24 protein-coding genes and 1 tRNA gene are annotated in these 25,032 nt (G+C 65.7%); 18 read left to right on the plus strand and 7 right to left on the minus strand.

Features of this window, described 5'->3' with window-relative positions; genetic code table 11:
- Positions 1-50: 50 nt before the first annotated feature.
- Positions 51-1,814 (plus strand): SPOR domain-containing protein, encoded by a 1,764-nt coding sequence (locus ENE74_RS07380; RefSeq protein ID WP_241241876.1) that lies wholly within the window; start codon positions 51-53, stop codon positions 1,812-1,814.
- Positions 1,815-1,824: 10 nt separating this feature from the next.
- Here ENE74_RS07380 and ENE74_RS07385 read toward each other — a convergent pair whose 3' ends face one another.
- Positions 1,825-2,796, minus strand: coding sequence for a dipeptide epimerase (locus tag ENE74_RS07385; RefSeq protein WP_127690237.1), 972 nt, complete (start codon positions 2,794-2,796; stop codon positions 1,825-1,827).
- Positions 2,797-2,835: 39 nt separating this feature from the next.
- Here ENE74_RS07385 and ENE74_RS07390 point away from each other — a divergent pair, with 39 nt between their 5' ends.
- Positions 2,836-4,200, plus strand: coding sequence for a class I SAM-dependent methyltransferase (locus tag ENE74_RS07390; RefSeq protein ID WP_241241877.1), 1,365 nt, complete (start codon positions 2,836-2,838; stop codon positions 4,198-4,200).
- Between the two features lie 150 nt (positions 4,201-4,350).
- On the opposite strand, the gene ENE74_RS07395 is transcribed toward ENE74_RS07390, so the two are convergent.
- From ENE74_RS07395 to ENE74_RS07410, 4 genes are all read right to left on the minus strand, one after another.
- Positions 4,351-4,914: an ATP-dependent Clp protease proteolytic subunit gene (locus tag ENE74_RS07395; protein WP_127690238.1), complete on the minus strand. Its 564-nt coding sequence runs from the start codon at positions 4,912-4,914 to the stop codon at positions 4,351-4,353.
- Positions 4,915-4,977: 63 nt separating this feature from the next.
- Positions 4,978-6,288: a M20/M25/M40 family metallo-hydrolase gene (locus tag ENE74_RS07400; protein WP_127690239.1), complete on the minus strand. Its 1,311-nt coding sequence runs from the start codon at positions 6,286-6,288 to the stop codon at positions 4,978-4,980.
- Positions 6,289-6,299: 11 nt separating this feature from the next.
- Positions 6,300-7,715, minus strand: coding sequence for a M20/M25/M40 family metallo-hydrolase (locus tag ENE74_RS07405; protein ID WP_127690240.1), 1,416 nt, complete (start codon positions 7,713-7,715; stop codon positions 6,300-6,302).
- Positions 7,716-7,789: 74 nt separating this feature from the next.
- Positions 7,790-8,338, minus strand: a complete 549-nt coding sequence (locus tag ENE74_RS07410) for a glutathione peroxidase (protein WP_127690241.1) — start codon at positions 8,336-8,338, stop codon at positions 7,790-7,792.
- A 188-nt stretch (positions 8,339-8,526) separates the two neighbouring features.
- Here ENE74_RS07410 and hisG point away from each other — a divergent pair, with 188 nt between their 5' ends.
- From hisG to nusB, 3 genes are all read left to right on the plus strand, one after another.
- Positions 8,527-9,201: an ATP phosphoribosyltransferase gene (hisG, locus tag ENE74_RS07415; RefSeq protein WP_127690242.1), complete on the plus strand. Its 675-nt coding sequence runs from the start codon at positions 8,527-8,529 to the stop codon at positions 9,199-9,201.
- Positions 9,191-10,483 carry a histidinol dehydrogenase gene (hisD, locus tag ENE74_RS07420; RefSeq protein WP_127690243.1) on the plus strand — a complete coding sequence of 431 codons (1,293 nt, stop codon included), beginning with the start codon at positions 9,191-9,193 and terminating at the stop codon, positions 10,481-10,483. The genes hisG and hisD overlap by 11 nt, the downstream gene beginning before the upstream one ends.
- Positions 10,484-10,601: 118 nt before the next feature.
- A complete protein-coding gene (gene nusB, locus ENE74_RS07425) occupies positions 10,602-11,048 on the plus strand; it encodes a transcription antitermination factor NusB (RefSeq protein ID WP_127690244.1) in 447 nt (148 codons plus the stop codon).
- Here nusB and ENE74_RS07430 read toward each other — a convergent pair.
- The gene (locus ENE74_RS07430; protein ID WP_127690245.1) at positions 11,045-11,977 is read right to left on the minus strand and encodes an alpha/beta hydrolase; all 933 of its coding nucleotides are present in this window, start codon (positions 11,975-11,977) and stop codon (positions 11,045-11,047) included. The genes nusB and ENE74_RS07430 overlap by 4 nt on opposite strands.
- 71 nt (positions 11,978-12,048) lie before the next feature.
- On the opposite strand from ENE74_RS07430, the gene thiL reads away from it, so the two are divergent.
- The 4 genes from thiL (at position 12,049) to ENE74_RS07450 (ending at position 15,926) form a co-directional block, all read left to right on the plus strand.
- Positions 12,049-12,996: a thiamine-phosphate kinase gene (gene thiL / locus ENE74_RS07435; protein WP_127690246.1), complete on the plus strand. Its 948-nt coding sequence runs from the start codon at positions 12,049-12,051 to the stop codon at positions 12,994-12,996.
- Positions 12,997-13,200: 204 nt separating this feature from the next.
- Positions 13,201-15,327: a sodium-translocating pyrophosphatase gene (locus tag ENE74_RS07440; protein WP_127690247.1), complete on the plus strand. Its 2,127-nt coding sequence runs from the start codon at positions 13,201-13,203 to the stop codon at positions 15,325-15,327.
- Between the two features lie 46 nt (positions 15,328-15,373).
- Positions 15,374-15,598 (plus strand): type II toxin-antitoxin system PrlF family antitoxin, encoded by a 225-nt coding sequence (locus tag ENE74_RS07445; protein ID WP_127690248.1) that lies wholly within the window; start codon positions 15,374-15,376, stop codon positions 15,596-15,598.
- Entirely contained in the window at positions 15,576-15,926 is a 351-nt protein-coding gene (locus ENE74_RS07450) for a type II toxin-antitoxin system PemK/MazF family toxin (RefSeq protein ID WP_241241878.1), read from the plus strand. Before ENE74_RS07445 ends, ENE74_RS07450 begins: the two co-directional genes overlap by 23 nt.
- A gap of 49 nt (positions 15,927-15,975) precedes the next feature.
- On the opposite strand, the gene ENE74_RS07455 is transcribed toward ENE74_RS07450, so the two are convergent.
- The gene (locus ENE74_RS07455; protein ID WP_241241879.1) at positions 15,976-17,394 is read right to left on the minus strand and encodes a S41 family peptidase; all 1,419 of its coding nucleotides are present in this window, start codon (positions 17,392-17,394) and stop codon (positions 15,976-15,978) included.
- A gap of 222 nt (positions 17,395-17,616) precedes the next feature.
- Between ENE74_RS07455 and ENE74_RS07460 the strand changes: the two genes are divergently transcribed.
- The 9 genes from ENE74_RS07460 to ENE74_RS07500 all read left to right on the plus strand — a co-directional run bounded on the left by ENE74_RS07460 (position 17,617) and on the right by ENE74_RS07500 (position 25,013).
- Positions 17,617-18,744, plus strand: a complete 1,128-nt coding sequence (locus ENE74_RS07460; RefSeq protein WP_127690250.1) for an 8-amino-7-oxononanoate synthase — start codon at positions 17,617-17,619, stop codon at positions 18,742-18,744.
- On the plus strand, positions 18,741-19,376 hold the full coding sequence (gene bioD, locus ENE74_RS07465) for a dethiobiotin synthase (RefSeq protein WP_127690251.1): 636 nt from the start codon (positions 18,741-18,743) through the stop codon (positions 19,374-19,376). Before ENE74_RS07460 ends, bioD begins: the two co-directional genes overlap by 4 nt.
- The gene (locus ENE74_RS07470) at positions 19,373-20,626 is read left to right on the plus strand and encodes an adenosylmethionine--8-amino-7-oxononanoate transaminase (protein WP_127690252.1); all 1,254 of its coding nucleotides are present in this window, start codon (positions 19,373-19,375) and stop codon (positions 20,624-20,626) included. The genes bioD and ENE74_RS07470 overlap by 4 nt, the downstream gene beginning before the upstream one ends.
- A gap of 278 nt (positions 20,627-20,904) precedes the next feature.
- Complete coding sequence (infA, locus tag ENE74_RS07475; protein ID WP_037524582.1) at positions 20,905-21,123, plus strand: translation initiation factor IF-1; 219 nt, start codon at positions 20,905-20,907, stop codon at positions 21,121-21,123.
- Complete coding sequence (locus ENE74_RS07480; RefSeq protein ID WP_127690253.1) at positions 21,120-21,737, plus strand: Maf family protein; 618 nt, start codon at positions 21,120-21,122, stop codon at positions 21,735-21,737. The genes infA and ENE74_RS07480 overlap by 4 nt, the downstream gene beginning before the upstream one ends.
- 53 nt (positions 21,738-21,790) lie before the next feature.
- Positions 21,791-22,783, plus strand: coding sequence for a ribonuclease (locus ENE74_RS07485; RefSeq protein ID WP_127690254.1), 993 nt, complete (start codon positions 21,791-21,793; stop codon positions 22,781-22,783).
- A gap of 1 nt (position 22,784) precedes the next feature.
- Positions 22,785-22,952, plus strand: a complete 168-nt coding sequence (locus ENE74_RS07490; RefSeq protein WP_127690255.1) for a DNA gyrase inhibitor YacG — start codon at positions 22,785-22,787, stop codon at positions 22,950-22,952.
- 75 nt (positions 22,953-23,027) lie between these two features.
- Positions 23,028-23,103, plus strand: a tRNA-Phe gene (locus tag ENE74_RS07495).
- A 134-nt stretch (positions 23,104-23,237) separates the two neighbouring features.
- The gene (locus ENE74_RS07500; protein WP_127690256.1) at positions 23,238-25,013 is read left to right on the plus strand and encodes an SLC13 family permease; all 1,776 of its coding nucleotides are present in this window, start codon (positions 23,238-23,240) and stop codon (positions 25,011-25,013) included.
- Positions 25,014-25,032 lie beyond the last annotated feature (19 nt).

Genomic DNA, 25,032 nt, shown 5'->3' on the forward strand with positions numbered 1-25,032 from the left:
CGGCGGTGATACAGTATCCGTTCAGCCATCGGCGGGGTAAGGCCTTTTTCGTGACTGCGCGTTCCCTCACCTTTCTGTTGATGGCATCCGCTCTGACGGTGCCCGTGCATGCGCAATCGCGTGACCAGGCCGCGCCGGAATCCGGCCCTGCGAGTTCGCCCGGCTTTTCCCAGCTCGACGTGCGGCCGCCCGATGCGGCAAGCAGCCTGAATGCCAGCCTGACCCGGCTGGGACAGAATCCACGCGATGTGTCTGCGCTGATCGGCGCAGGCGAAGCGGCACTGGCGCTCGACGATCCGCGCGCGGCAACCGGCTTTTTCGCGCGCGCCGACGAAATCCAGAGCGGCAACGGCCGGATCAAGGCCGGACTGGGCCGTGCCATGTTGCAGTTGCAGAACCCGGCCGAAGCCCTCCGCCTGTTCGATCAGGCTTCACGGCTGCGTTATCCCGCCGACAGCTATATCGCCGATCGTGCGCTCGCTTATGATCTGACGGGGGATCAGACCCGCGCGCAGCAGGATTACCAGACGGCCTTGCGAGCCACGCCGGACGATCCCGAGCTGTTGCGCCGCTATGCCGTATCGCTGGGCATATCCGGCCAGGTCGAATCGTCCGAGAGGCTGATCGCGCCGCTGCTGTACAAGAATGATCGTGCGGCTTGGCGCAACCGGGCGTTCGTGCTTGCGATGAATGGCCGGGAAGCCGATGCGCGCGACATCACGCAGAAAGTGATGCCAAAGCCGCTGGCCGACGCGATCGAACCTTATATGATGCGGATGGCGGCGCTGACTCCGGCACAGCGCGCCGCCGCCGTCCATTTCGGCAATTTCCCGTCCAATGCAGGGGTGCGCATGGCTGCCAATGCCGCAACGCAGCCGTCGGCGCGCGCGCCAACGGTGCCACCTGCGGCGGTCACGCCCCAGCGTAGCGTGCCGCAGCCACGCACGGACCGTACGACAGGCGGCAGACGGGCAGAGCTGCCGTCGCAGCGTGCAACGGCAGCCGTGCCAGCGGCGTCGGTCGCCTCGTCGCAGTCTGGGCCAACCAATCCTGGGCCGACCTATCCTGCGCCAGTCAGTCCTGCGCCAGTCAATCCCGCTCCGGTCAATCCCGCGCCGGTCCGCGTTGTTGCTGCTACGGCATCGCCGACCCCGGCGCCGATAGCCCCGTCGGCGACCCCGCAACCGACAATCCCGCAGGTGCAAGGCCCGGTCGATCCCGCGCGAAGCGGGTCAGTCGTGCTGGCGCAGGCGACAACAGTCCGCCCTGCCGATCCCGCCCCGCCCACCGCGGCGCAGCCTGACCCCGTCGCGACGCGCACCTTGGCCGACATCATGCGTGAACTCGACGTGCCCGATGCGGAGAAGGCAGGATCGGCTGAGGCTGTCGATCTTGCCGAGATACTGGCGATCCAGGAGGAAAAGCGTGCTGCCGCCCGCACCGCAGCCGACAAGGCCAAGCGCGACGCCGCGGCGAAGGCCAAGGCGGAGGCCGATGCCAAGGCCAAGGCACTAGCCGCGGAAAAGGCGAAACTGGCGCGCAACCCTTCGCGCAACTGGGTGCAGATCGGCACCGGGCAAAGCATTTCGGCACTGGGCTTCACTCTGCGCGGCCTGCGCAAGAAGCATGACAGCATCGCCGCGAAGGACGCCTACACGGCCGCCTGGGGGCGGACCAATCGTCTGGTCGTCGGCCCGTTCCCCTCCTTCGACAAGGCAAAGGCCTTTGAGGCGAGCCTGAAAAAGGCAGGCGCCGACGCGTTCGCCTGGCGCAGCGATGCAGGCGAGGAAGTGTCGGCGATCGCGGCGAAATAAAGGGCGGCCGTCAGCCCCAGAGGCTGCCAGGCTGGAGCATGCCCTGTTCGACCGCCAGCCCGCCTTCGCGATCCCGCGCGAGCAGCAGCGCACCGTCCAGATCGACCCAGTCCGCCTGCTGCGCCAGCAGGAACGCCGGGGCGATGCCAAGCGACGTACCCAGCATGCAGCCGATCATGATGCGCAGGCCCCGTGCCCGTGCCGCCTCGGCCAGCGCCAGCGCCTCCGTGAGGCCGCCGGCCTTGTCGAGCTTTATGTTGATCGCGGCAAAGCCGGGCAGGCGGTCCAGATCGGCGCGGCTGTGGACGCTTTCGTCGGCGCAGAATGGCATGGCACTGGCGATATCGGCCAGCATATCCTCACGGCCGTGCGGGATCGGCTGTTCGACCAGTTCGACGCCCAATGCGCGCAGGGCTTTTGCTTCCGCAGCGATATCCAGGGTCGCCCAGCTTTCATTGGCATCGACGATCAGGCGTGCGTCGGGCGCGCCGCGCCGGACGGCGGCGATGCGGTCGCCATCCGCCTGCCCCGTGAGCTTGCATTTGAGCAGGCCGAAACCGCGGGCGGCGGCGGCGCGGGCATCGCGTTCCATCTGCGCGGGATCATTCAGGCTGATGGTGAAGGCGGTCGGCACCGGCGCGGGCGGCGCGGTCAGCCCGACCCGCTGCCAGACGGGAACACCGGTGCGTTTCGCCTCATAATCCCACAGTGCGCAATCGAGCGCATTGCGCGCAGCACCGCGGTCCATCCGGGCATTGACGCTGGCACGGTCAAGCGGCCCGCGATAGCGGCCGATCAGCGCGGCGCAATCCTCCGCCGTTTCGCCTTCATAATATATGGCAGTCGCTTCGCCTCGCCCGACATGGGTGCCATCGCCTACGGTACATAGCACGACATCGACATGCGTCTTGGCGCCTCGACTGATGATGAACGCGCCGTCGACCGGCCATCGCTCGACCTTGGCTGAGAGGATTTCGACCATGCGACGGCTTTAGGCGTCTTGACGCGTCAGGCAAATCCCATGTGGGCTGTTCGTGCGCTGTCCGGCGCGTTACAGGGGCATTTGGCCCCCAGGTTGCAGGACAATGACACCGTGACATCACGCGAGCTTACCGGCTTTCTTCCGCTCGCCGAAAGCGACCCGACCCAGCCTTTCCGTCGCAAGGCCAGCGACTGGGCGTGGCGATTGATATTCGGGGCGATCGGCTGGCCTTGGCTGCTGCGCAGCCTGCACGGTGGCAGCAAGGCCGACAAGCGGGCACTGATGCATGCGCTGGGCCTCGCACCCGATTCGCTGCCGCATCTGGGAAGCTGGAAGGCCGATACCGGTTTCCTGCGCCATATCGTGATGCAGATCGCGCAGCGCCGTCCTGCGGTCGCCGTGGAACTGGGCGCGGGCGCGTCCACGCTGGTCGCGGCCAAGGCGATGGCGCTGCACGGCGGCGGCCATCTCATCAGTTTCGACCAGCATGGTGGCTTCGTGGACGCCACGCGCCAATGGGTGGCGGACAACGGGCTGCATGTCGACATCCGCCATGCACCGCTCGACGCGCAGGTCGAGGGGTGGCCGGGGCGATGGTATAATGTCAGCGATTTGCCAGAACGGATCGACCTCATCATCATCGATGGTCCCCCGTGGAGCGTACATCCGCTCGTGCGCGGGGCGGCGGACAGCCTGTTCCGGCGTCTGTCGCCCGGCGGCGTCATTCTGCTCGACGATGCGGCGCGTCCCGGTGAGCGTCTCGTCGCGCGCCGCTGGCGCAAACGCTGGCCCGATATCGACTTTCGCCTGATGCATGACGGCACCAAGGGCACGCTGTTGGGCGTGAAGCGCGCCATCGGCGTGCCGCCCGCGCCATCGAACGACAACCGCGCGGCGGGCCGCCATGCGTTGCGGGCGGCGGGGCTGGCGGCGCTGATCGCCGTCGGGTGGATCGCGCGCGGTGCGCTGGGCGAGTTTCCGGTTGCCGCGCAGGCCGCCGATACGCGCTTCATCGACGCGGCGGTGGCATCGCACCGCACCACCTTGCTGCGCCAGACGATGCGATCACAGGGCGAAAACACGGTGCTGGACAGCGCGGAGATCAGCCGCTCGACCGGCCTGCGCCTGCCTGTTCTGCCGCTCGGCTGGGAGGTCCGTGATGTGCAGCTCTATCCGACCGGCGGCACCAGCGCGGTTGCGGTTTCGCTGCGCACTTCCCGGGGGGAACCCGTAACCCTGCTGACCAGCCGTGCCGAAACCCCGGCCGAGGGGACACCGCTCGTGACGAAACGGGAGAATGAGAATATCGCCTACTGGGAAGAAGGCGATCAGGCGTTGGCGCTGACGGGGCGCGTCTCCGCCGCGCGTGCGCTTGAACTGGCGGCGCTGCTGGCGAAGGGGTAGGGCGGCCTTAGCTTTCCGGTACGCAGGGGGCCGTTCCCCGCTTTCGCCGGGAACATGACATATTTGCGCGAAGGGGATATGCGCCAGGGACCAGGGGTGGCGAGCAGCAAGCGGTCGCCCGTTGGTGCCCCCTCGTCCGCTCCCGCCGGTTCAGATCACGTCTAGCACCAGCCCCATGTCCCGCGCATCGACCGCATCGATGTACCAGTTTTCAGGTGCTTTCTCGTGCACCTCGTCGAAACTGATGGAACTGCCTTCGATCAGCGCGCGGAAGCCCTCTTCCTCGATGTTGATGCTGTGTTCGATTTCGTTGAGCGTCGCCTTGAGCGTCGCGACGCACATCCGCAGCGGGCCGGAAAGGGCGATGGTCTTGGTGATCTGCCGCTCGTGAATCATCAGGCGAGTGCCGCGCGTCAGGAAACGCTTGTCGCGCGCAAAATAGCTCATGAAGGTCGCGCCTGCGGAATAGACCGCGGCCTGGCCGAGAAACAGCAGCTCGCGCCCTTCATGCTCCTGCATGATCCGCACATCGTCCCCCATCGCGCGGGCGACTTCGGGATCGCCGCCCATGGTGGTCAATGAAATGACCAGCGGGCCGGATTTGGGGGCATTGATGAGCGCCTGCCGGAAAAAGCCGTACATGGTGTAGTCAACGGGACCAGCAAGGCCGATATTCGGGCGCGCCAGCAGCGGGTAAAGTTTGGGATTTGCCATGCGCCCACAACGGGGCGGCACACCGTCCGTTCCACGCCTGCAATAAACGCAAGCGCGATGCCGCTATTTGCGCCCTGGCAGGGTGCTGAGCCGCGTCATCAATATCGCCGCGCGTTTTGCCTGCCGCCGGATACTGTCGAGATCGGCGGTTTCGCCTGGGGTATGGTCGCCTTCGCTGCTGACGCCCAGCCCAACCAGCCCATCGGTATCCGCTGCGACAAAGGATATGTCGCCCGCACCGCGCTTCAGCGGGTCGAGCGCAGGCATCGGCGGCAAGGCAAGGTCGGCGTTTACGGCATTGAGCCTAGCGAGCAGCGCGCGGTTTCCTTCGGTCGGCGCCATCGGCGGATAGCCCTGATCGAACAGGATAGTCGCATCGGTGCCCGGCCGATGTTCCCGTGCCACGATCGCCGTCATCTTCGCGATCACCCGGTCAGTCTGCTCCTGGCTCAGCGTGCGGAAATCGCCGCGGGCAATGGCGACCGGCGGGATGATGTTGGTCTTGCCGGTGACGGCGATGCGCACGCCGCCTGCATCCACGTCGGCACTTTGCCCGCCGCCGATCAGCCCGACGTTGAAGGTCAGATTGGGTTCGGGCAGTTCCGCGCGAAAGGCCGCGATGATCCGGGCCAGTTCGTAGATCGCGCCGTCGCCCGCTGATGCCGAGAATATGCCGGAGCTGTGCCCGGACTTGCCGGTCGTTGTCAGGGTCCAGCTGTTCGACGACCGGCGCGCGATCGACCCCATGTCGACGCCGTCGACCACGGACAGCCCCTCGAAATCAAGCGCGACGTCCGCCCGCTTGCCCGCCGCGATCAGGTCCGCGCGCGCCACGCTGATCGGCTCGCCGGTATCTTCCTCGTCGCCGGTCAGCACGATTTCGATATTGGCGTTCTTCAGCGTGCCGGCCGTCTGCATCGCGCGCAGGGCGGACAGCATGACGACCATCCCGCCCTTGTCGTCTGCGACGCCCGGACCCTTGGCCTTGTCGCCCATCCGCTCGAACGTCTGGAAGGGGGAGTCCGGTTCGAACACCGTATCGAGATGACCGATCAGCAGCATCTTCGTGGTGCCGGGCCTGCCCTTGCGCGTCGCGATGATGTGCCCCGCGCGCTTGGTTTCGCGCAGCGGCTTCCATATGACGGTGAAGCCCAGTGCTTCCAACTCGGGTCGCATCATCTGCCCGACCTTTTCCACGCCGTCCATGTTCAGCGATCCGCTGTTCTGATTGACGAGCCGCTCCAGCAAGGCGATCGATTTTTCGTAATCGGCATCGACCTGCGCCGCCATTTTCTTCTCCGCAGGGGAGAGGGCGGCGGTGGCGGGCAGGGCGGTAACGAGCGCGAGAAGCGCGACGGTGGAGCGCAGGAACATCGGCAAAAGTCTCACTTGCTGGCGTAGGCGGTGACGAGATCGTACAGAAAATCCCGCCCGACGAAGAGCGAGCGGATTTCGCGGCGTTCGTTCAGGCCATGCGCGCCATTGCCATCCGGGTCGCCCCAGCCGCCCGGTACCCCATATGTCGGGATGCCGATATAGGTCGCATCGGTCGCGCCGGTGGACATGGCGGGCACCAGCGGCACGCCGGGGAAATAGCGCGCCACCAGCTTTTCCGCAGGCTCCATGATCGCAGGGTCGAGCGGCGGCGGGACGGCGACCGGGCGCAGGCGACCCACTAGGGTAACGCTGACGGCCGGATTGCCGATCGCCTTTTCCAGCGCGGCCTTCGTCGTGTCGGCATCCTCGCCGGGAATGATCCGGCAGTTGACGTTGGTTGCGGCCCGCTGCGGCAAGGCATTCTGGGCGTGGCCCCCCTCCAGCATCGTCGCGACGCAGGTGGTGCGCAACATGCTGTTATAGCCCCGATCGCTCGTAACGATCTTCAGGGCATCGGCATCCTGCGGATTGTTCGACAGCGCCACCATGGCCTTGCCCATGGCATCGCCCCGCGACGCACCGGCCTTTGCGAAGAAGGCGCGCGTGGTGTCGTTCATGCGAATCGGAAAGCCATAGTCGCGTATCCGGGTCATCGCATCGGCAAGATCATAGATCGCGTTCTCGCGCACCGGGATAGAGCTGTGGCCGCCGGGGTTGGTGGTTTCGATGCGGAAATTGCGGTTGGATTTCTCGCCGATCTGCATCGTCTGGACGACAACCTTGCCCTTGCCGTCGGTGCGCCCACCGCCACCTTCGTTCAGCACGAAGGCGGCCGCGATCAGCTCTGGCCGGTTCTTTGCCAGCCATTCCGCGCCGTTGAAGCGTGCGCCGCTTTCCTCGCCGCAGGTCAGCGCCATCTTGACGGTCCGTTTGGGCGCCGTGCCGTTCTTTTTCAGCCGCACCATGATATCCACCCAGGCGGCGACCATCGCCTTCATGTCCGACGCGCCCCGTGCGTAATAATAGCCGTTCTCCTCCACCATGGTGAAGGGATCGCGGGTCCAGTCTTCCCGTTTGGCTTCCACGACGTCGAGATGACCGAGCAGCAGCATCGGCTTCAGCGTCTTGCTCGATCCCGGCAGCACGGCAACCAGGCCCCCGTCCTTCGGAAACTCCGGCAGTGCAAACAGCGTGAGCTGTTCATCGGCATAGCCCGCGGCCTTCAGCCGGGCCGCCATCTTTTCGGCAAGGAGCGTGCAGTTTCCGTTGGAAACGGTGGTGTCGGTCTCGACCAGTTCCTTGAACAGATCGCGGAAGGCGACTTGATCGGCGGTCAGCACCAGGGGTGCGGGGGCCGTCTGCGCGCTGGCCGCACTCGTCGCCAGGCTGGCGGCCGTGACCAGCATCGTCCCAATTGCGCGCATTCTGCCCCCTATCCCGCTCATGCTGCAAAAAATATTGATTTCACGATGAAAAACGAAGTGCCGCACTGATGCCGCTACTTCGCCAGCTCCGTTTCGATCGCGGCGACCAGTGCCGGATCGTCCGGCGCGGTCGTCGGTGCGAAGCGGCCCGCCACGGTGCCGTCCCGCGCGACAAGAAACTTTTCGAAGTTCCAGAGCAGTTCGGGCTCGGGATTGGGCGTCATGCCGTAGCCGCGCAGTTTTTCGCGAAAGGCATCCGGGTCGCCCGAGGCTTTGGGTGCCTCCGCAGTGAGCGCGGCGTAAAGCGGGTGCTTGTCCGGCCCGGTCGCGGTCAGCTTGGCAAACATCGGGAAGGCGACCGAAAAATTGGTGGTGCAGAAGGTTGCGATTTCCTCGTTGGTGCCCGGCTCCTGCGCACCGAAATCATTGGCGGGAAAGCCTGCCACGACCAGCCCCTCCTCGCGATAGCGTTCGTACAGCGCCTCCAGCCCCTCATATTGCGGCGTAAGCCCGCATTTGGAGGCGACATTGACGATCAGTACGACATGCCCGGCATAGTCGGCGAGGCTGGCATCGTCGTCGCGGATGGTCTTGAGCGGAATGCGCTGAAGCGGCGTCGTCATCGCGGGACTCTCCTGATGGGCTTTCCAAGGGAAAGCTGGGCTGGGGGCAGGCTAGTCCGGGGGGATGCGTGGCGCAAGCATGCCGTCAGCCCAGACAGAAAACGGCCCGGTCCCGACCACAGTCATCGAAAATCCCGCGTCGCTCGCCGCTTGCCCAAAGCGTGGCCCGCCAGTAAAGCCCGGCGATCATGAGCCAGCCACTGATCCTCGCCATTCCCAAGGGCCGCATCCTCGACGAGGCGCTGCCGTTGCTGGCGCGCGTCGGCATCGAACCGGAGGCGGACTTTCATGACGGGAAGAGCCGCGCGCTACGGTTCGCGACCAATCAGCCGGACGTCTCGATCATCCGGGTACGCGCGTTCGATGTGGCGACCTTCGTCGCACATGGCGCAGCGCAGATCGGCATCGTCGGCTCGGATGTCGTCGAGGAGTTCGATTATTCGGAGCTTTATGCCCCGGTGGACCTCAACATCGGCCATTGTCGCCTGTCCGTGGCGGAGCCGGACGGGCTGGCGACCGGGAATGATGCGGCGTCGAACGCCATGCTCAGCCACGTGCGCGTCGCGACCAAATATCCGCATCTGACGCGCAAACATTATGAGGCGCAGGGCATTCAGGCCGAATGCGTGAAACTGAACGGTGCGATGGAACTGGCGCCGTCGCTTGGTCTGTCGCTGCGGATCGTCGATCTGGTCTCGTCCGGTGCGACGCTTCGGGCCAACGGCCTGGTCGAAACCAGCGTTATCATGCAGATTTCCGCGCGCCTTATCGTCAACCGGGCCGCGTTCAAGATGCGATCGGCTGAACTGGCACCGCTGGTCGAGGCGTTCCGCAGGGCCGTGGGAGTGCGCGATGCCGCTTAGGCTCGACAGCCGCGACCCCGGCTTCCCTGCCGCCTTCGACGCGCTGGTTAATGCCCGGCGCGAAGCGGACGCGGATGTGTCGCGGGACGTGTCCGCCATCCTCAAGCGCGTCCGCGCAGAGGGTGACGGTGCACTGGCGGACTATACGCAGCGGTTCGACCGGCACGATCTGGACGCGAGCGGCTGGGCGATACCGGCGGCAGAACGCAAGGCGGCGCTGGCCGGGATTCCGAACAGCCTGCGCGATGCGCTGGAACTCGCGGCGAACCGCATTGCGACCTATCACGAAAAGCAGAAGCCGCAGGACAGCGACGCTGTGGACAGTGCTGGCGTGCGGCTCGGCGCGCGCTGGCGGCCGGTCGATGCGGCGGGCCTGTATGTGCCGGGCGGCCGTGCGGCCTATCCCAGCTCGCTGCTGATGAACGCGATCCCCGCGCGCGTCGCGGGTGTGGAGCGGCTGGCGATGGTGACGCCGACGCCCGATGGCGTCATCAACCCGCTGGTGCTCGCGGCGGCGGACATCGCCGGTGTCGGCGAAATCTGGCGCGTCGGTGGGGCGCAGGCGATTGCCGCGCTCGCCTATGGCACCGGCAGGATTGCGCCGGTCGATGTGATCGTCGGACCCGGCAACGCCTGGGTGGCGGAAGCGAAGCGCCAGCTTTACGGCGTGGTCGGCATCGACATGGTGGCCGGACCGTCCGAAATACTGGTGGTGGCGGACGGGCAGAACGATCCCGAGTGGATTGCCGCCGACCTTCTGAGCCAGTCCGAGCATGATCCGACCAGCCAGTCGATCCTGCTGACCGACGATGCCGCCTTTGCCGATGCCGTCGCGGCGGCGGTCGCGCGGCAGATACCACAGCTTTCGACGGCGGCGGTCGCGCGGGCAAGCTGGGATGCGAACGGCGCAATCATTCTGGTGCCGACACTGGTCGAGGCGATGCCGCTGGCCAATGCGCTTGCCCCCGAGCATCTTGAACTGGCGGTGGACGATCCCGATGCGCTGTTCGCGCTGGTGCGCCATGCCGGTTCGGTGTTCTTGGGCCGCATGACGCCGGAGGCTGTGGGCGATTATGTCGCCGGGCCCAATCATGTGCTGCCCACCGGGCGGCGCGCGCGCTTTTCCTCTGGCCTGTCGGTGCTGGATTTCATGAAGCGCACCAGCTTCCTCAGCCTCGACCGCGCGGCGATCGGCGCGATCGGCCCGGCGGCGGTATCGCTGGCGGAAGCGGAGGGGCTGCCCGCGCATGCGTCTTCGGTGGCGCGGCGTTTGGTGTCCTAAACTGAATCCGTTCGCACGGAGCTTGTCGAAGTGCCAGCCTGAGCGTAGGCGAAGGCCCGTCACTGCTTTCAGGCTAAGGCTTCGACAGGCTCAGCCCGAACGGCTATTGGAATTGATGATGAACGACCGTGCCCAATCCCGCTCCGCCGCCCGGCTTGCCGCCGTGCAGGCCCTCTATCAGCTCGAAATGGAACCCAAGCCGCTGCCTTCGCTGCTGCACGAGTTTCACGAACATCGCCTCGGTGCGACGATCGAGGATGTCGAATATGCGCAGGCCGAGGCCAGCTTCTTTGACGATATCGTGCAGGGTGTGGATGCGCGCCGTGCGGAGATCGACGGCCTTATCGCCGCGAAGCTCTCCTCCGGCTGGAGCCTCGATCGCCTCGACAAGCCCATGCGACAGATATTGCGCGCGGGTACTTATGAGCTGATCGCGCGGGCCGATGTCGGCACCGGCACCGTCATCAGCGAATATGTCGATGTCGCCCACGCCTTTTATGACAAGCGTGAGGCGGGGTTCGTCAACGGCCTGCTCGACGCGGTGGCGAAGGACGCGCGCCCCTAACGTTGCTTCGCAGGCCCCAGCAGGAAAACGAGCGGGATATCGACTCGCTCGCTCCACGCCTGCTCGTTGTGCGCCGTTCCGGTAAACACCCGGCTTTCCCACCGCGGCCCGGCCTGCCAGCCCAGCGTCGGCAGCATTGCCTCCATCGCGGCGGCGAACGGGGGATAATGCTGGTCCAGGGTCGCCGTGCCATGGTCCATGTACAGGCGATTGCGTTTGGGATCGATCTGAGTGTTTTTCAGCCAGGCGGCGAAGGCGGCGGCGACCTGTCCGGGTGCGTCGGCACCGACCTTGGCGGCGGCATCGGCGGCGACGAGCGGCCAGTGGACCGAGAGCGCGGCGGCTGAACCAAAGACCTGCGGATATTCGCCCAGCGCATAGATCGAGATCAGGCCGCCCATCGACGATCCCATGATCGCGGTGTCCGCCGGTCCCGCCAATGTGCGGAAGTGGCGGTCGACATAGGGTTTCACCTCCGCAACGATGAACCGCAGATAGGCGTCCGATACGGGTTCTCCCTTCTGCGTGTCGCGGACCGCCTGCGCATAGGCGGGGGGCAGGCGATCGTAGATCTTGCGCGGCATATATTCCTGATAGCGCGCCGGGGTGCTGGCCATGCCGACGATGATCGCGGGCCGCGCGGCGCTGCGCGCGGCCAGGCGGCTGACGGCTTCGTCCATGCCCCATTCGACGCCGAAATTGGCGGCTTTCGCATCGAACAGATTCTGCCCGTCATGCATGTAGACGACAGGATAGCGCCGCCTGCCCGCATCATAGCCGGGCGGCAGCCAGATGGTGACGGTGCGCGGCGCGACATGGGCGGAAGGAAAATCCGCCAGGGTGACAAGCCTGCCCTGCGCCGGGGGTTGCGCCAGCGCCTTGCCGGTCAGCAAGCCCAGTGTTGCCAGCATCAGGATGATCCACCGCATAGTCCGTCCTATCCTTCACATCTTATGCAAAAGGGTCGCCCCCGGCATGCTTATGCCCTAATCAGCGAGCGATGGCGGATGAATACGAATACATAGCGGCATTGCGGACCCTTGCGACCGATCCGGCGGCGCGCGGCCTGATGGACGATGCCGCTGTGCTGCCGGTCGGCGACATACGGCTGGTGTTGACCAGCGATACGCTGGTCGAGGGCGTGCATTTTTTGGCCAGCGATCCGGCGGACAGCATCGGGTGGAAGCTGGCGGCGGTCAATCTGTCCGACCTGGCGGCGAAAGGCGCGACGCCGCGCGCCTGCCTGATGAACTATGCGTTGTCGGGCAATGATGACTGGGATGCGGATTTTCTGCGCGGGCTGCGTGCCGCGCTCGACATCTATGGCATGCCGCTGATCGGCGGCGACACCGTGGCGATGCCCAAAGGCGCGCCGCGCAGCTTCACCCTGACGGCGATCGGGGAGGCGGGGTCCGGTCCGGTCCCGGCGCGCAGCGGGGCACGGGCGGGCGATATCCTCTATGTCACCGGGCCGGTGGGGGACAGCGGCGCGGGGTTGGCGCTCCTCACGGCTGGACAAAAGCCGAACGATAACCCGACGACCAATTGTCTTATCGATGCCTACCGCCGCCCGCAGCCGCGCCTTGCCCAGGGGCAGGCGCTCGTGCCTTATGTCACGGCGATGATGGACATTTCCGACGGGCTGCTGATCGATGCGCGGCGGATGGGCGAGGCGAGCGGCGTCGGCATCGTGATCGATCATGTACCGCTGTCCGACGCGTTCATTGCGCTGCACGGCCCCGATGCGCGGATAGCGGCGGCCACCAGCGGCGACGATTATGAACTGCTGTTCGCCGCCGCGCCGGATGTGGCATTGCCGGTGCCTGCCATCGCCGTTGGCCGGTGCGAGGCAGGCGTCGGGTTACGCCTCATCCTCGACGGAAAGCCGATACCGCTGCCGGAACGGCTGGGCTATCAGCATACCGCATATTCAGAACGCTTGACCTGACGCGGCGCGGCATTAGTCTCCGCCTACGAACTTTGCCTGCCGATCAGGATCAGCGCCCATGCCGTACGTCATGTCCACGCGCCACCGATTGCCAGCACCGATGCCAGCGACCGGATGCCTGATCCCCGGCCTGCTCCCCTCATCATGTCGCTTATGTCCCTGCGGAGCGCGCATGATCTGATATAACAGGGGAGAGGAACCAGAATGACAACCGTCACTATCGCGATAGGATGCGGCCTGCTGGCCGTGCTCTATGGCATTATCACAGCGCGGCAGGTGCTCGGCGCATCGCCCGGCAACGTTCGGATGCAGGAAATCGCCGCCGCGATCCAGGAAGGGGCGCAGGCCTATCTGGCGCGGCAATATACCACCATCGCCATCGTCGGCGTGGTCGTGGCCGCGCTCGTCCTTAGGTTTCTGGGGATCACGTCGGCCGTCGGCTTCGTGATCGGGGCGGTGCTGTCGGGTGTCGCAGGCTATATCGGCATGAACATTTCGGTGCGCGCCAATGTCCGCACGGCGGAGGCAGCGCGGACCTCGCTGCAAAGCGGCCTGACGGTTGCCTTCCGCGCGGGCGCGATCACCGGCATGCTTGTCGCTGGCCTCGCCCTGCTCGCGATATCGGTGTTCTTCTGGTATCTGACAGGCCCGTCCGGTTACGCGCCGGACGATCGGCTCGTCATCGACAGCCTCGTCGCTTTGGCGTTCGGGGCAAGCCTCATTTCCATCTTCGCGCGGCTGGGCGGTGGCATCTTCACCAAGGCCGCCGATGTCGGCGCCGATCTGGTGGGCAAGGTCGAGGCGGGCATACCGGAGGACGACCCGCGCAACCCCGCCGTGATCGCCGACAATGTGGGCGACAATGTGGGCGATTGCGCGGGCATGGCGGCCGACCTGTTCGAAACCTATGTGGTCACGGTCGGCGCGACGATGGTGCTGATCGCGCTGCTCATCACCGGCGTCGACAATGCCCAGCTCATGAAGCTGATGGCCCTGCCGCTCGCGGTTGGCGGCATCTGTATCATCACGTCGATCATCGGCACCTATTTCGTGCGGCTGGGCGCCAGCCAGTCGATCATGGGCGCGCTGTACAAAGGGTTCTGGGCAACGGCCATCCTGTCGATCGGCGCGATCTATTATGTCTGCGCGCAGGTGCTGGGCGACATGAACGCCGTGTTCGGCGCGGACCTTGACGGGGCGGGCGGCTACACCGGCATGGCCCTGTTCTGGTCGATGATGGTCGGCCTGGGCGTCACCGGGTTGCTGGTCGTCATCACCGAATATTATACGGGCACCAATTACCGCCCGGTCCGCTCCATCGCCAAGGCGTCCGAAACCGGCCATGGCACCAACGTCATTCAGGGGCTGGCGATCAGCCTGGAATCGACCGCCATGCCGACGATCGTGATCGTGGTCGGCATCATCATCGCGCATCAGCTTGCGGGCCTCATCGGCATCGCCTTCGCCGCCACGTCGATGCTGGCGCTCGCGGGCATGGTCGTGGCGCTCGACGCTTATGGTCCGGTGACGGACAATGCGGGTGGCATCGCGGAAATGGCGGGGATGGAACAGGACGTCCGCACCCGCACCGACGCGCTGGACGCCGTGGGCAACACGACGAAGGCGGTGACGAAGGGCTATGCGATCGGCTCGGCAGGGCTGGCCGCGCTGGTGCTGTTCGGCGCCTATACGGAGGATCTGAAGTTCTACAACTCGGCGCTCGGCCTGACCGATGCCGTCGATTTCAGCCTCTCCAATCCCTATGTGATCGTCGGCCTGCTACTCGGCGCGCTGCTCCCCTATCTCTTCGGGGCGATGGGCATGACGGCGGTGGGCCGCGCGGCGGGCGACGTGGTGAAGGACGTGCGCGCGCAGTTTGCGGAGAACAAGGGCATCATGGACGGCACCTCGCGGCCCGATTATGCCCGCACCGTCGATCTGGTGACGAAAGCGGCGATCAAGGAGATGATCGTCCCCAGCCTGCTCCCCGTCCTCGCCCCGATCCTGGTCTATTTCGTGATCGCAGCAGTGGCGGGCGTGTCGCAGGGGTTCGCCGCGCTGGGTGCGCTGCTGCTCGGCGTCATCGTCTCCGGGCTGTTCGTCGCGATCTCCATGACCAGCGGCGGCGGCGCATGGGACAATGCGAAGAAATATATCGAGGACGGCCATCACGGCGGCAAAGGCAGCGAAGCGCATAAGGCCGCCGTGACGGGCGACACGGTGGGCGATCCGTACAAGGATACGGCGGGGCCAGCGGTGAACCCTATGATAAAGATCACCAATATCGTCGCGCTGCTGCTGCTGGCCGCACTGGCGCATGGCGGGGTGTAGCATTGCATGACTTGCGCAGGGTAAGGGATTTCCTTACCCTGCGCCCATGATCCACTCGCGTGTTTCCAGCAAGGCGCAAACCACCATTCCACGCGCGGTGCGCACCGCGCTGGGTCTGCGGGAAGGCGATACGGTCGCTTATCAGATCGAAGATGGCAGGGTGATCCTGACCCGCGCAGAACAGCCCGACCCCTTCGTCGGTAATTTCTCGGCCTTCACCGAATGGGCTGACGAAGCCGACAGCGCCTATGACATCCTTGGCCGCACATGATCTGAAGGCCGGTGATGTCGTGTGGGTGCCTTTCCCGCATGCGGAGAACGCCAGCCTGCATCCCCGCCCCGCATTGATCGTCGCCGCCGGACTTGGGGCCCAAGGCGCTTTGTGCTCGGCACTGATGATTACCAATGCGAAACGCCAGGAGTGGCCGGGCGATGTGTCGATCAGCGACCATGAAGCGATAGGATTGCCCATTCCTTCGAAAGTACGCACCGCCAAGATTGCGACGCTGGAAGGTCGGAATGCGCACCGGCTGGGCAGGCTGCAAGATAAGGACTGGCAGGCCGTCCGCGCCCTCATGCACAGCTTATGGCATAAGTAGGGCACAGATTACGGCCGCATCTGCATGCCGCCTTTCCTGATTCAGCGAGTCAAAATAACCCCGGCACCTCGCGCTGTGCCGTGCTCGGGCGGCCGGGTGTTACCAGATTGCGTACACCTTCGCCCAGCGACTGGCTGGTGATCCCGCCGATCGGCGTGCAACTGCGCCCGGCCAGAAAATCCAGCGCCTGGCGTGTCAAACCTTCGGCAGGATCGCCCATCGGGCGGCTTATATCGTCATTGCCACGGCAGCTTGCCTTCACAATCGTTGCAAGGCCGTCATAATAATCGGGCGATCGCACGCTGTTCTGCGTCACGAAGGCGACGGGGCGCAGGCGATCGTCACATTCCGGGCGATCGATCGCGATCTGGCCCACAGGCTTGCCGAAGGTGTTGCTGCCGATCAGCGCGGCACGGTCATCAAGATAAGGGACAAAGCCGTTGATCAGCAATTCGCTTGCCGATGCGGTGCCGCCGCCGCCGATGAAGGCAATGCGTGTCGGCGCGATCGATTCGGGCTGAGGAATGAACGAATAGGTGCTGTTCTCCCCGCTCTTCGATGCGCGGTATGTAACGAAAGCGAATATATCCGAGCTGAAGCGATTGCGTCCCATCAGGTTCGCCATCAGCGCAGCGGTGGATAGCAGCCCGCCGCCATTGTAGCGCAGGTCGATAATCAGGTCGGTTACGCCCTGCACGCGAAAGTTCGCGAACGCGCTGCGCAGGGTCGGGTCTGCGGTCGAGATGAAAGTCCGCAAGTTGATATAGCCGGCACGGCGCGCGCCATTTTCAAGAATCTCAACACCGTAACGGGACGATATGGGCAGGAGAGCGAAGTCCGCCTTGGTTACGTCCAGCTCGCGCGAGCCCGCCCGGTTGACGAAGCGCAGCCGCCGCGTAACATCTGGATTATCCGGGCCAAGGGCTGTCGTGATTCCGTCTAGGCCGTTGGCGGCAACGATGCTGCTGATGGTGCGCATATCGCCGGGGTTGGTGCCGATCGCCGTTATCTCCGTGCCGCGATCGATGCCGAAAGCTAACGCCGGTGCGCCTTCGAACGATTCAGTGACGAAAAGGCGTTGCTGTGTCGCGTCCGTCGCAAGGCGTATGCCGAATCCGGCGCTGGACCCGGAATCGAAAAAGGCGTTCTCCTCGGCGATCGAGGTGACATAGGTGAAGAACCGGTCGCGCCGCTGGCTACGCGCGGTCGCCGTCAGCGCGTCCACATAGTCGCCGACTGACGTATACGGCGTCGGGTCCAGGCTGGACGGCAGGGTTTCGGGAAACAGATACCATTCGCGCAACTGCGCAGCGGCCCAATCCTGCCGGGCGCGCAGGGAGCAACTGGTCGCAGGTGTCGGTGTGGGGACGGGTGTCGGGGCGGGGGTAGCTGTCGGCGCACCGGTGCCTGCACTGTTGCCACCACCACCACCGCCGCAGGCAGACAGCAAGGCGATCACCGTGGCCATCGCCGTCAATCGTTGCAAACGCATAGGCCCCCATTGTGTCGTCGCGGCGCAGGTGTTGCCTCGTACCATTCGAAATATGGATTTTTTGTGACTTCCCGTCATTCGTGACAATGCTAAACCGACGAAATATCCTCAGAAATCCGCCATAGCTTTGTCAATGCCGCCAGCGATCTCTGCATGCAGGCTTGAACGGCCGCCGTCGCCATTTATAGCGGCCGCGTGATGGAAAACGCCGACATCTTCGCTGCGCCTCTGTCGGCTCTAAAGGCCCGCGGGCGGTTGCGGACTTTGATGCCGCGGGCCGGGCATGATTTCGCTTCCAACGACTATCTTGGCCTATCGCGCGATCCCGGCATATCCCAGGCGGTAGCCGATGCCGTCGCGCGCGGGGTACCGGTCGGGTCGGGCGGGTCGCGGCTGCTGCGGGGCAATGCGCCGGAACATGCGGCGCTGGAGGTTCAGGCGGCGGCGCATTTTGGGAGCGAGGCGGCCCTGTTCTTCGCCAACGGCTTTGCCGCCAACATGGCGCTGCTGGCGACATTGCCGCAGCGGGGCGACCTGATCGTCGCCGATGCGCTGGTGCATGCCAGCGCGCATGACGGCATCCGGCAAAGCAAGGCCGCCCATGTCTTTGCCGCGCATAATGATCCGCAGGCCTTTGCCGACGCCATCGTCGCCTGGCGCGCGCAGGGCGGCACCGGGCGGCCGTGGATCGCGGTCGAGACCGTCTACAGCATGGACGGCGACATCGCGCCGGTCGCCGCGCTGGCCGAGGTGGCGGCGCGGCATGACGCGATGCTGCTGCTGGACGAAGCGCATGCCACCGGCGTTTTCGGCTCCGGCGGGCGCGGCGTCGGCGCGGGGCTGGAGGGGCAGGACAATGTCGTCACGCTCCACACCTGCGGCAAGGCGCTGGGGGTGGAAGGGGCGATCGTGTGCGGGCCGCGCGGCGTGATCGACTGGCTGGTGAACCGGGCGCGGCCCTTCATCTTTTCCACCGCGCCATCGCCGCTGATGGCGGTGGCGGTGGGTGCGGCGCTGGATCGCGTGGCGGTGGCGGATGACCGGCGGGCGGCGCTGATGGCGCTGCGCGATCATGCGGGCCGGGTGATCTGCGAACCGCTGGGCCTGCCACGTTCGCCCAGCCAGATCCTGCCGGTCATCATCGGGGAGGACAAGCGCACGATGAATGTGGCGGCGGCGGTGCAGGCGGCGGGGTTCGATGTGCGCGGCATCCGCCCGCCCACGGTCGCGCCGGGTACGTCGCGGCTGCGCATTTCGCTGACGCTGAATGTCGATGCGGCGGTGGTGGATGCGCTGGCGGTGGTGCTGAAGGCGGCATTGCGATGACGCGCGCGGTGATCGTGACCGGCACCGATACGGGCATCGGCAAGACGGTGTTTGCCGCCGGGCTGACCGCCGCGTTGGGCGCGCACTACTGGAAGCCGGTGCAGGCGGGCACCGATCCTGAAGGCGATGGGGAAACGGTGGCGGCACTGGGCGGCCTGCTGCCGGATCGCGTGCTGCCCGAAGCCTATCGGCTGGCGACGCCTGCCTCGCCGCATCTGGCCGCGCGGATCGACGGCGTGACGATTGACCCCGCGCGGCTTGTGCTGCGCCAGGTGGATGGCCCCCTGGTGGTGGAGGGGGCAGGCGGGGTGCTGGTGCCGCTGTCGGAGGAGATGCTCTACGCCGACATGTTCGCGCAGTGGCAGGCCCCGGTGATCCTGTGCGCGCGGACCGCACTGGGCACGATCAACCACAGCCTGCTGAGCATCGAGGCGTTGCGGGCGCGTGGCGTGCCGCTGCTGGGCATCGCCTTCATCGGTGAGCCGCACGAAGAGAACGAGCGGATCATTCCGATCCTGGGCAAGCTGCGGTCGCTGGGGCGATTGCCGCTGTTGCCGACGCTTAACCCGACGACTTTGGCGCAGGCCATGCGCGACCATATCGATCTGGCCGCGATCGAGGCAGCACTATGACCTCCCCCGTCTGGCATCCTTTCACCCAGCACGGCCTGAACGAGGCCATTCCGCAGGTTGACCGCGCGGAAGGGGCGGTGATCCATTGCGCGGACGGGCGCAGCCTGATCGACGGCATATCGAGCTGGTGGGTGACGACGCATGGCCATTGCCATCCGCGCATCGCGGCCGCCATCGCGGATCAGGCGGCAAAGCTCGATCAGGTGATCTTCGCGGGATACACCCATGCCCCGGCGGAAGACGTCGCGCGCGGCCTGATCGACATTGCCCCGCCCGGCCTTGCGCATGTGTTCTATTCCGACAGCGGATCGACGGCGGTAGAAGTGGCGCTGAAAATGGCGCTGGGATATTGGCACAATGTCGCGGAAGGTCGTCGGGTTTCCATTCTGGTAATGGAGCACAGCTATCATGGCGACACCATCGGCGCGATGTCCGTGGGGGAGCGCGGCGCATTCAACCGCGCCTATGCACCGCTGCTGTTCGATGTGGTGACGATACCCTTTCCGGCGGCAGGACGGGAACAGGCGACGCTCGACGCGCTGGAGGCCGCCTGCGCCGCTCAACCCGCCGCCTTCATCGTGGAACCGCTGGTGCTGGGCGCGGGCGGCATGCTGATGTATCCGCCGCCCCTGCTGCGGGCCATGGCGGATATCTGCGCGCGGCATGACGTGCTGTTCATCGCCGATGAGGTGATGACCGGATGGGGTCGCACCGGCACGCTGTTCGCCTGCGAGCAGGCAGGGGTGCAGCCGGACATATTGTGTGTCGCGAAAGGGCTGACGGGCGGCGCCATCCCGCTGGCCGCGACCTTGGCGACGCCGCGCATCTTCGCGGCGCACCGGTCGGAGGACCGCGCGCGCATGTTTTTCCATTCGAGCAGCTTTACCGCCAATCCGATCGCCTGCGCTGCCGCCGCCGCCAATCTGGCGATCTGGCGCGAGGAGGATGTGCCGGGCCGGATCGCGGCACTGGCGGGGCGGCTGACGGCGGGGCTGGCGCGGCTTTCGCCCGATCATTTCACCGGCCATCGCCAGACCGGCGCAATCGCCGCCGTCGACCTGAAGGCGGGGGAGGATGGCTATCTGTCGTCGGTGGCGCCGGTGCTGCGCGCCTTCTTCCTTGACCGGGGCATCTTGCTGCGGCCGCTGGGCAACACCATCTATCTGATGCCGCCGTATTGCACCGACGCGCAGCAGATCGACAGGATGTTCGACGCCATCGCCGAGGCAGGCGCGCGCTTCGCGGTTTAGAGCGTGATGACGCGTGTTGGAAGTGCCACCAAACCCGTTCGTGTCGAGCCCTTCGACTGCCTGCTTGCAGCAGGCGCTCAGGATAAACTTCAGCCTATGGCTGAAGTCGAGACACGCTGGTGCAGCACTTGCGGCCTGTCCCTCGACTTCGCTCGGGACGAACGGTTCTGTTTGATGTCATCCATTTCCAATGCCACGGACGTCCGCCAACCGCACAGCTTTTCATTTGCACTCTTTGGCGCTATGGCGGCGCGACTTTTTGGGTTTATCGGGATATTATGGCGAAAGAAGAACTGCTTGAAATGCGCGGATCGGTTGTGGAGTTGCTCCCCAACGCGATGTTCCGCGTGAAGCTGGAAAATGACCACGAGATATTGGGCCATACCGCGGGCAAGATGCGCAAGAACCGCATCCGCGTGCTGGTCGGCGACGAAGTGCTGGTCGAACTGACACCTTATGATCTGACCAAGGGTCGGATTACCTACCGCTTCAAATGACCGGAGCCGCTGCGGCGGACGCTGTGCCGGGCGATCGTGCGCAACGGCTGGTGCTGGCCTCCGCATCTCCGCGTCGGCTGGATCTGCTGCGGCAAATCCTGGTCGTGCCCGACACTATCGACCCTGCGGATATCGACGAGACGCCCGGTCGTACCGAGATTCCTGAACCTTATGCGGCGCGCATGGCGCTGGAAAAGGCGCAGGCGGTTGCCCCGCGCCATCCCGGCAGCCTGATCCTTTCGGGCGATACCGTCGTGGCGGCGGGGCGGCGCATATTGCCCAAAGCCGAAAGCGCGGCGCAGGCCCGCCACTGCCTGACTCTGCTGTCCGGGCGGCGGCATCGCGTGCTGAGCGCCGTCGCGCTGATCGGGGCGGATGGTGTGGCGCGCCATCGGCTGTCGATCAGCATCGTGACGTTCAAGCGGCTGCATGAGGATGAGATCGCCGCCTATCTGGCGTCGGGCGAATGGCACGGGAAGGCCGGCGGCTATGCGATCCAGGGGCGTGCCGCGGGCCTGATACGGGCGTTGTCCGGCAGCCATTCGGGCGTGGTCGGCCTGCCGCTGTATGAAACACGGGCGTTGCTGGTCGCAGCGGGCTATCCCTGTGCATAATGGCCCTGTGCATAATGGCCCTGTGCATAATGGCCCTGTGCATAGGGTGTGCCATGGCTGAGTGGCTGTACGAGGAGGGCATCGGCGAATGCCGCGCCGCGCTGATCGAGAAAGGCGTTATCGTCGAGGCGCAGATCGAGCGTGAGGGCAGTGCTGTGCTCGCCGGGGCATGCGCGCCTGGCAAGCTGGTCCGCACCGTGATCCCGAAGAAACGCGGTATCGTGCGGCTGGACAGTGGCGAGGAGGTTCTGATCGAGCCGATTCCGCCCAAGGTTGCCGAAGGCAGTCAGCTGCTGGTCGATATCCTCCGTGCCGCGATCCCCGAGGAAGGGCGGCTCAAGCTCGCCAAGGGCCGCATCGCCGCGCCGGGCAGCAAGGCCGCGCCCGGACCCAGCCTGTTGCAGCGGCTGCGCGCGACCGGCCTGCCCGTCATCCCTTGTCCCGCGCATGAAGAAGACCGGCTGGAAGCGCATGGCTGGAGCGAATTGCTGGACGAAGCGGCGCGTGGCGAGGTGGGGCGCGAGGATGCGGCGCTGCGCATATTTCCAACGCCTGCGATGGTCCTGATCGACGTGGATGGCAGCCTGCCGCCGGCGCAGCTTGGCCCGAAAGGCGCGAAGCTGGCGGCGCTGGCGATCCGCCGCATGGGTCTGTGCGGTTCGATCGGCATCGACCTGCCGACGATGAACAACAAGGACGAGCGCATGATCGCCGCCGCGCAGATCGACAAATATCTGCCGCTGCCCTTCGAGCGGACGGCCGTCAACGGCTTTGGCTTTGTCCAGATCATCCGACGGCGCGAGCGGGCATCCCTGATGGAAGTGCTGCGCGCCGATCCGGTGCGGACGGCGGCGATGGCGCTGCTGCGCCAGGCGGAGCGGCACGGTACGGGTGGCGCGGTCACGATCGTCGCGGGGCCCGCCATCGCCGACCTGCTCTACCGCATGCCCGACTGGACGCAGCGGCTTGCGGCACGACGCGGCGGGGCCGTAGAGGTGCGGGCCGATCCGGCGCTGACCCTTGCCGCCGGATATTTGGAGCCCTGACATGCCCCGGACCGCCCTTTGCCCCGTCTGCCGCGCGCCGACCGACCCGCTGTTCAAGCCCTTTTGCAGTCGGGGTTGCCGTGACCGCGATCTGCTGAAATGGCTGGGCGAAGACTATCGTGTGCCCGGCCCGCCTGCCGATGTGCCCGATCGAAAAGACGATGATTAGGGGCTAGACAGCCCCATGCGGCGACGCTTATAGGCATCGCTCCCAATCGCCGGAGCCTGCCGCTCCCGCGTCCCTGCCCGGGTAGCTCAGTTGGTAGAGCATGCGATTGAAAATCGCAGTGTCGGCGGTTCGAATCCGTCCCCGGGCACCATTGCATCGTCGATCGCCCGTGGCGCCGCGGTGACAAGCCCTCGATTTCTAGGGAAAATGCATTGCCGTCGCAATCGTTGCAGCCCTAGGGGCTGTGTGTGCGTTAGGCTGTGACGTTGTTTCCCGGGGGACCATATGCCGCTGCCGCAAATCCTGGCCTTCGCCATTCTTGCCGCGATGATGGGCCTCTTTCTCTGGGGCAGGCTGCGCTATGATCTGGTCGCGATCCTTGCGTTGCTGGCATCGGTCGTGGCTGGAACGGTGCCCGTCAAAGACGCCTTTTCCGGGTTCAGCGACGATATCGTCATCATCGTTGCCAGTGCGCTGGTGGTGAGTGCCGCGGTCGAACGGTCGGGCATCGTCGAACTGCTGCTCGGCAAACTCTCGAGCCGCGTGAAGCGCATCCGCTGGCAACTGATGATCCTCGTCACCTCCGTCACATTTCTTTCGGCGCTGGTGAAGAATATCGGCGCGCTGGCGATGCTGATCCCCGCCGCGCTCAAGATGGCGAAAAAGTCGGATGCCTCGCCATCGGTGTTCCTCATGCCGATGGCGTTCGGATCGCTGCTCGGCGGCCTGATAACGCTGGTCGGGACGTCGCCCAACATCATCGTGTCGCGGGTGCGCGAGGATATCACCGGCGAACCGTTCGGCATGTTCGATTATGCGCCGGTCGGGCTGGGGCTGGCGATCACCGGCATCGTCTTTCTGCGCTTCGGCTATCGACTGATGCCGCGCGACCGGCGGGCGGCGCCGACGATGGGCGAGGCGCTCGACATCACCGATTACATGACCGAGGCGGAGGTTCGGGAGGATTCGCCGCTGGTCGGGCTGGACGCAGCCGCCTTTCGGGAACGCACGGAGGACAGCGTGGAGATATCCGCCATTCTGCGCGGCACGACACAGGCGAAGATCGCCATCGATACCGCCCAGATCGAGGCGGGTGACCTGCTGGTGATGAAAGGCGATCCCGATGCGCTGGAAGCCGCGATCGCGCGGCAGGGACTGACCCTGGCCGGGCAGGATCGTGCCGCCGTCACGCAGACGCGGTCCGGCGATATCGGCGTGATCGAAGCCGTCATTTCCGGCGAATCGCTGCTGGTCGGGCGATCGGCGCAGCGTCTGCGTCTGCACAGCCGCTATGGCGTGAACCTGCTCGCATTGTCGCGGGCCGGCGAGCGGCGGATCGAGGGGCTGAGCGAAACACGGCTGCTGGCGGGCGATGTCATCGTGCTGCAAGGTCCGCTCGACCTCCTGCCGGTGCAATTGCGCGAACTGGGGTGCCTGCCGCTGGCGGAACGGACAATGCGGCTGGGCAGCGTGCGGCACGGCCTTACACCGGTCGCCATATTGGGCGGCGCAATGGCACTGACGGCGATGGGGCTGGTGCCGGTCGCCATGGCCTTTTTCGGCGCGGCCGCGCTGATGATGCTGACCGGCGCGCTGCCGTTGCGCGACGCCTATGACCATGTCGAATGGCCCATCCTTATCATGCTCGGCGCATTGATCCCGGTCAGCGAAGCCTTGCAGACGACCGGTGGTACCGACCTGATCGCAGGGTGGCTTTCGAGCACTGCCGTCGTCCTGCCGCCCTGGGGGGCGGTCGCGCTCATTCTGGTGGCGGCGATGGCGGTGACGCCGTTTCTGAACAATGCCGCGACCGTGCTGGTCATGGCACCGATCGCCGCGACCTTTGCCAGCGACATCGGTCTGCGCCCGGAGGCGTTTCTGATGGCTGTTGCGGTCGGCGCGGGATGCGATTTCCTCTCGCCGATCGGGCATCAGTGCAATACGCTGGTGATGGGACCGGGCGGCTATCGCTTCGGCGATTATGCCCGGCTGGGCGCGCCTCTCTCGCTGCTCGTCATCATCGTGGGCGTGCCGCTGATTATGCTTGTCTGGCCGGTCTGACCCGCCTGACCGGCAGAGC

It is taken from the genome of Sphingobium algorifonticola (genome assembly GCF_004005485.1).
In the GTDB taxonomy this organism is placed as follows: domain Bacteria; phylum Pseudomonadota; class Alphaproteobacteria; order Sphingomonadales; family Sphingomonadaceae; genus Sphingobium; species Sphingobium algorifonticola.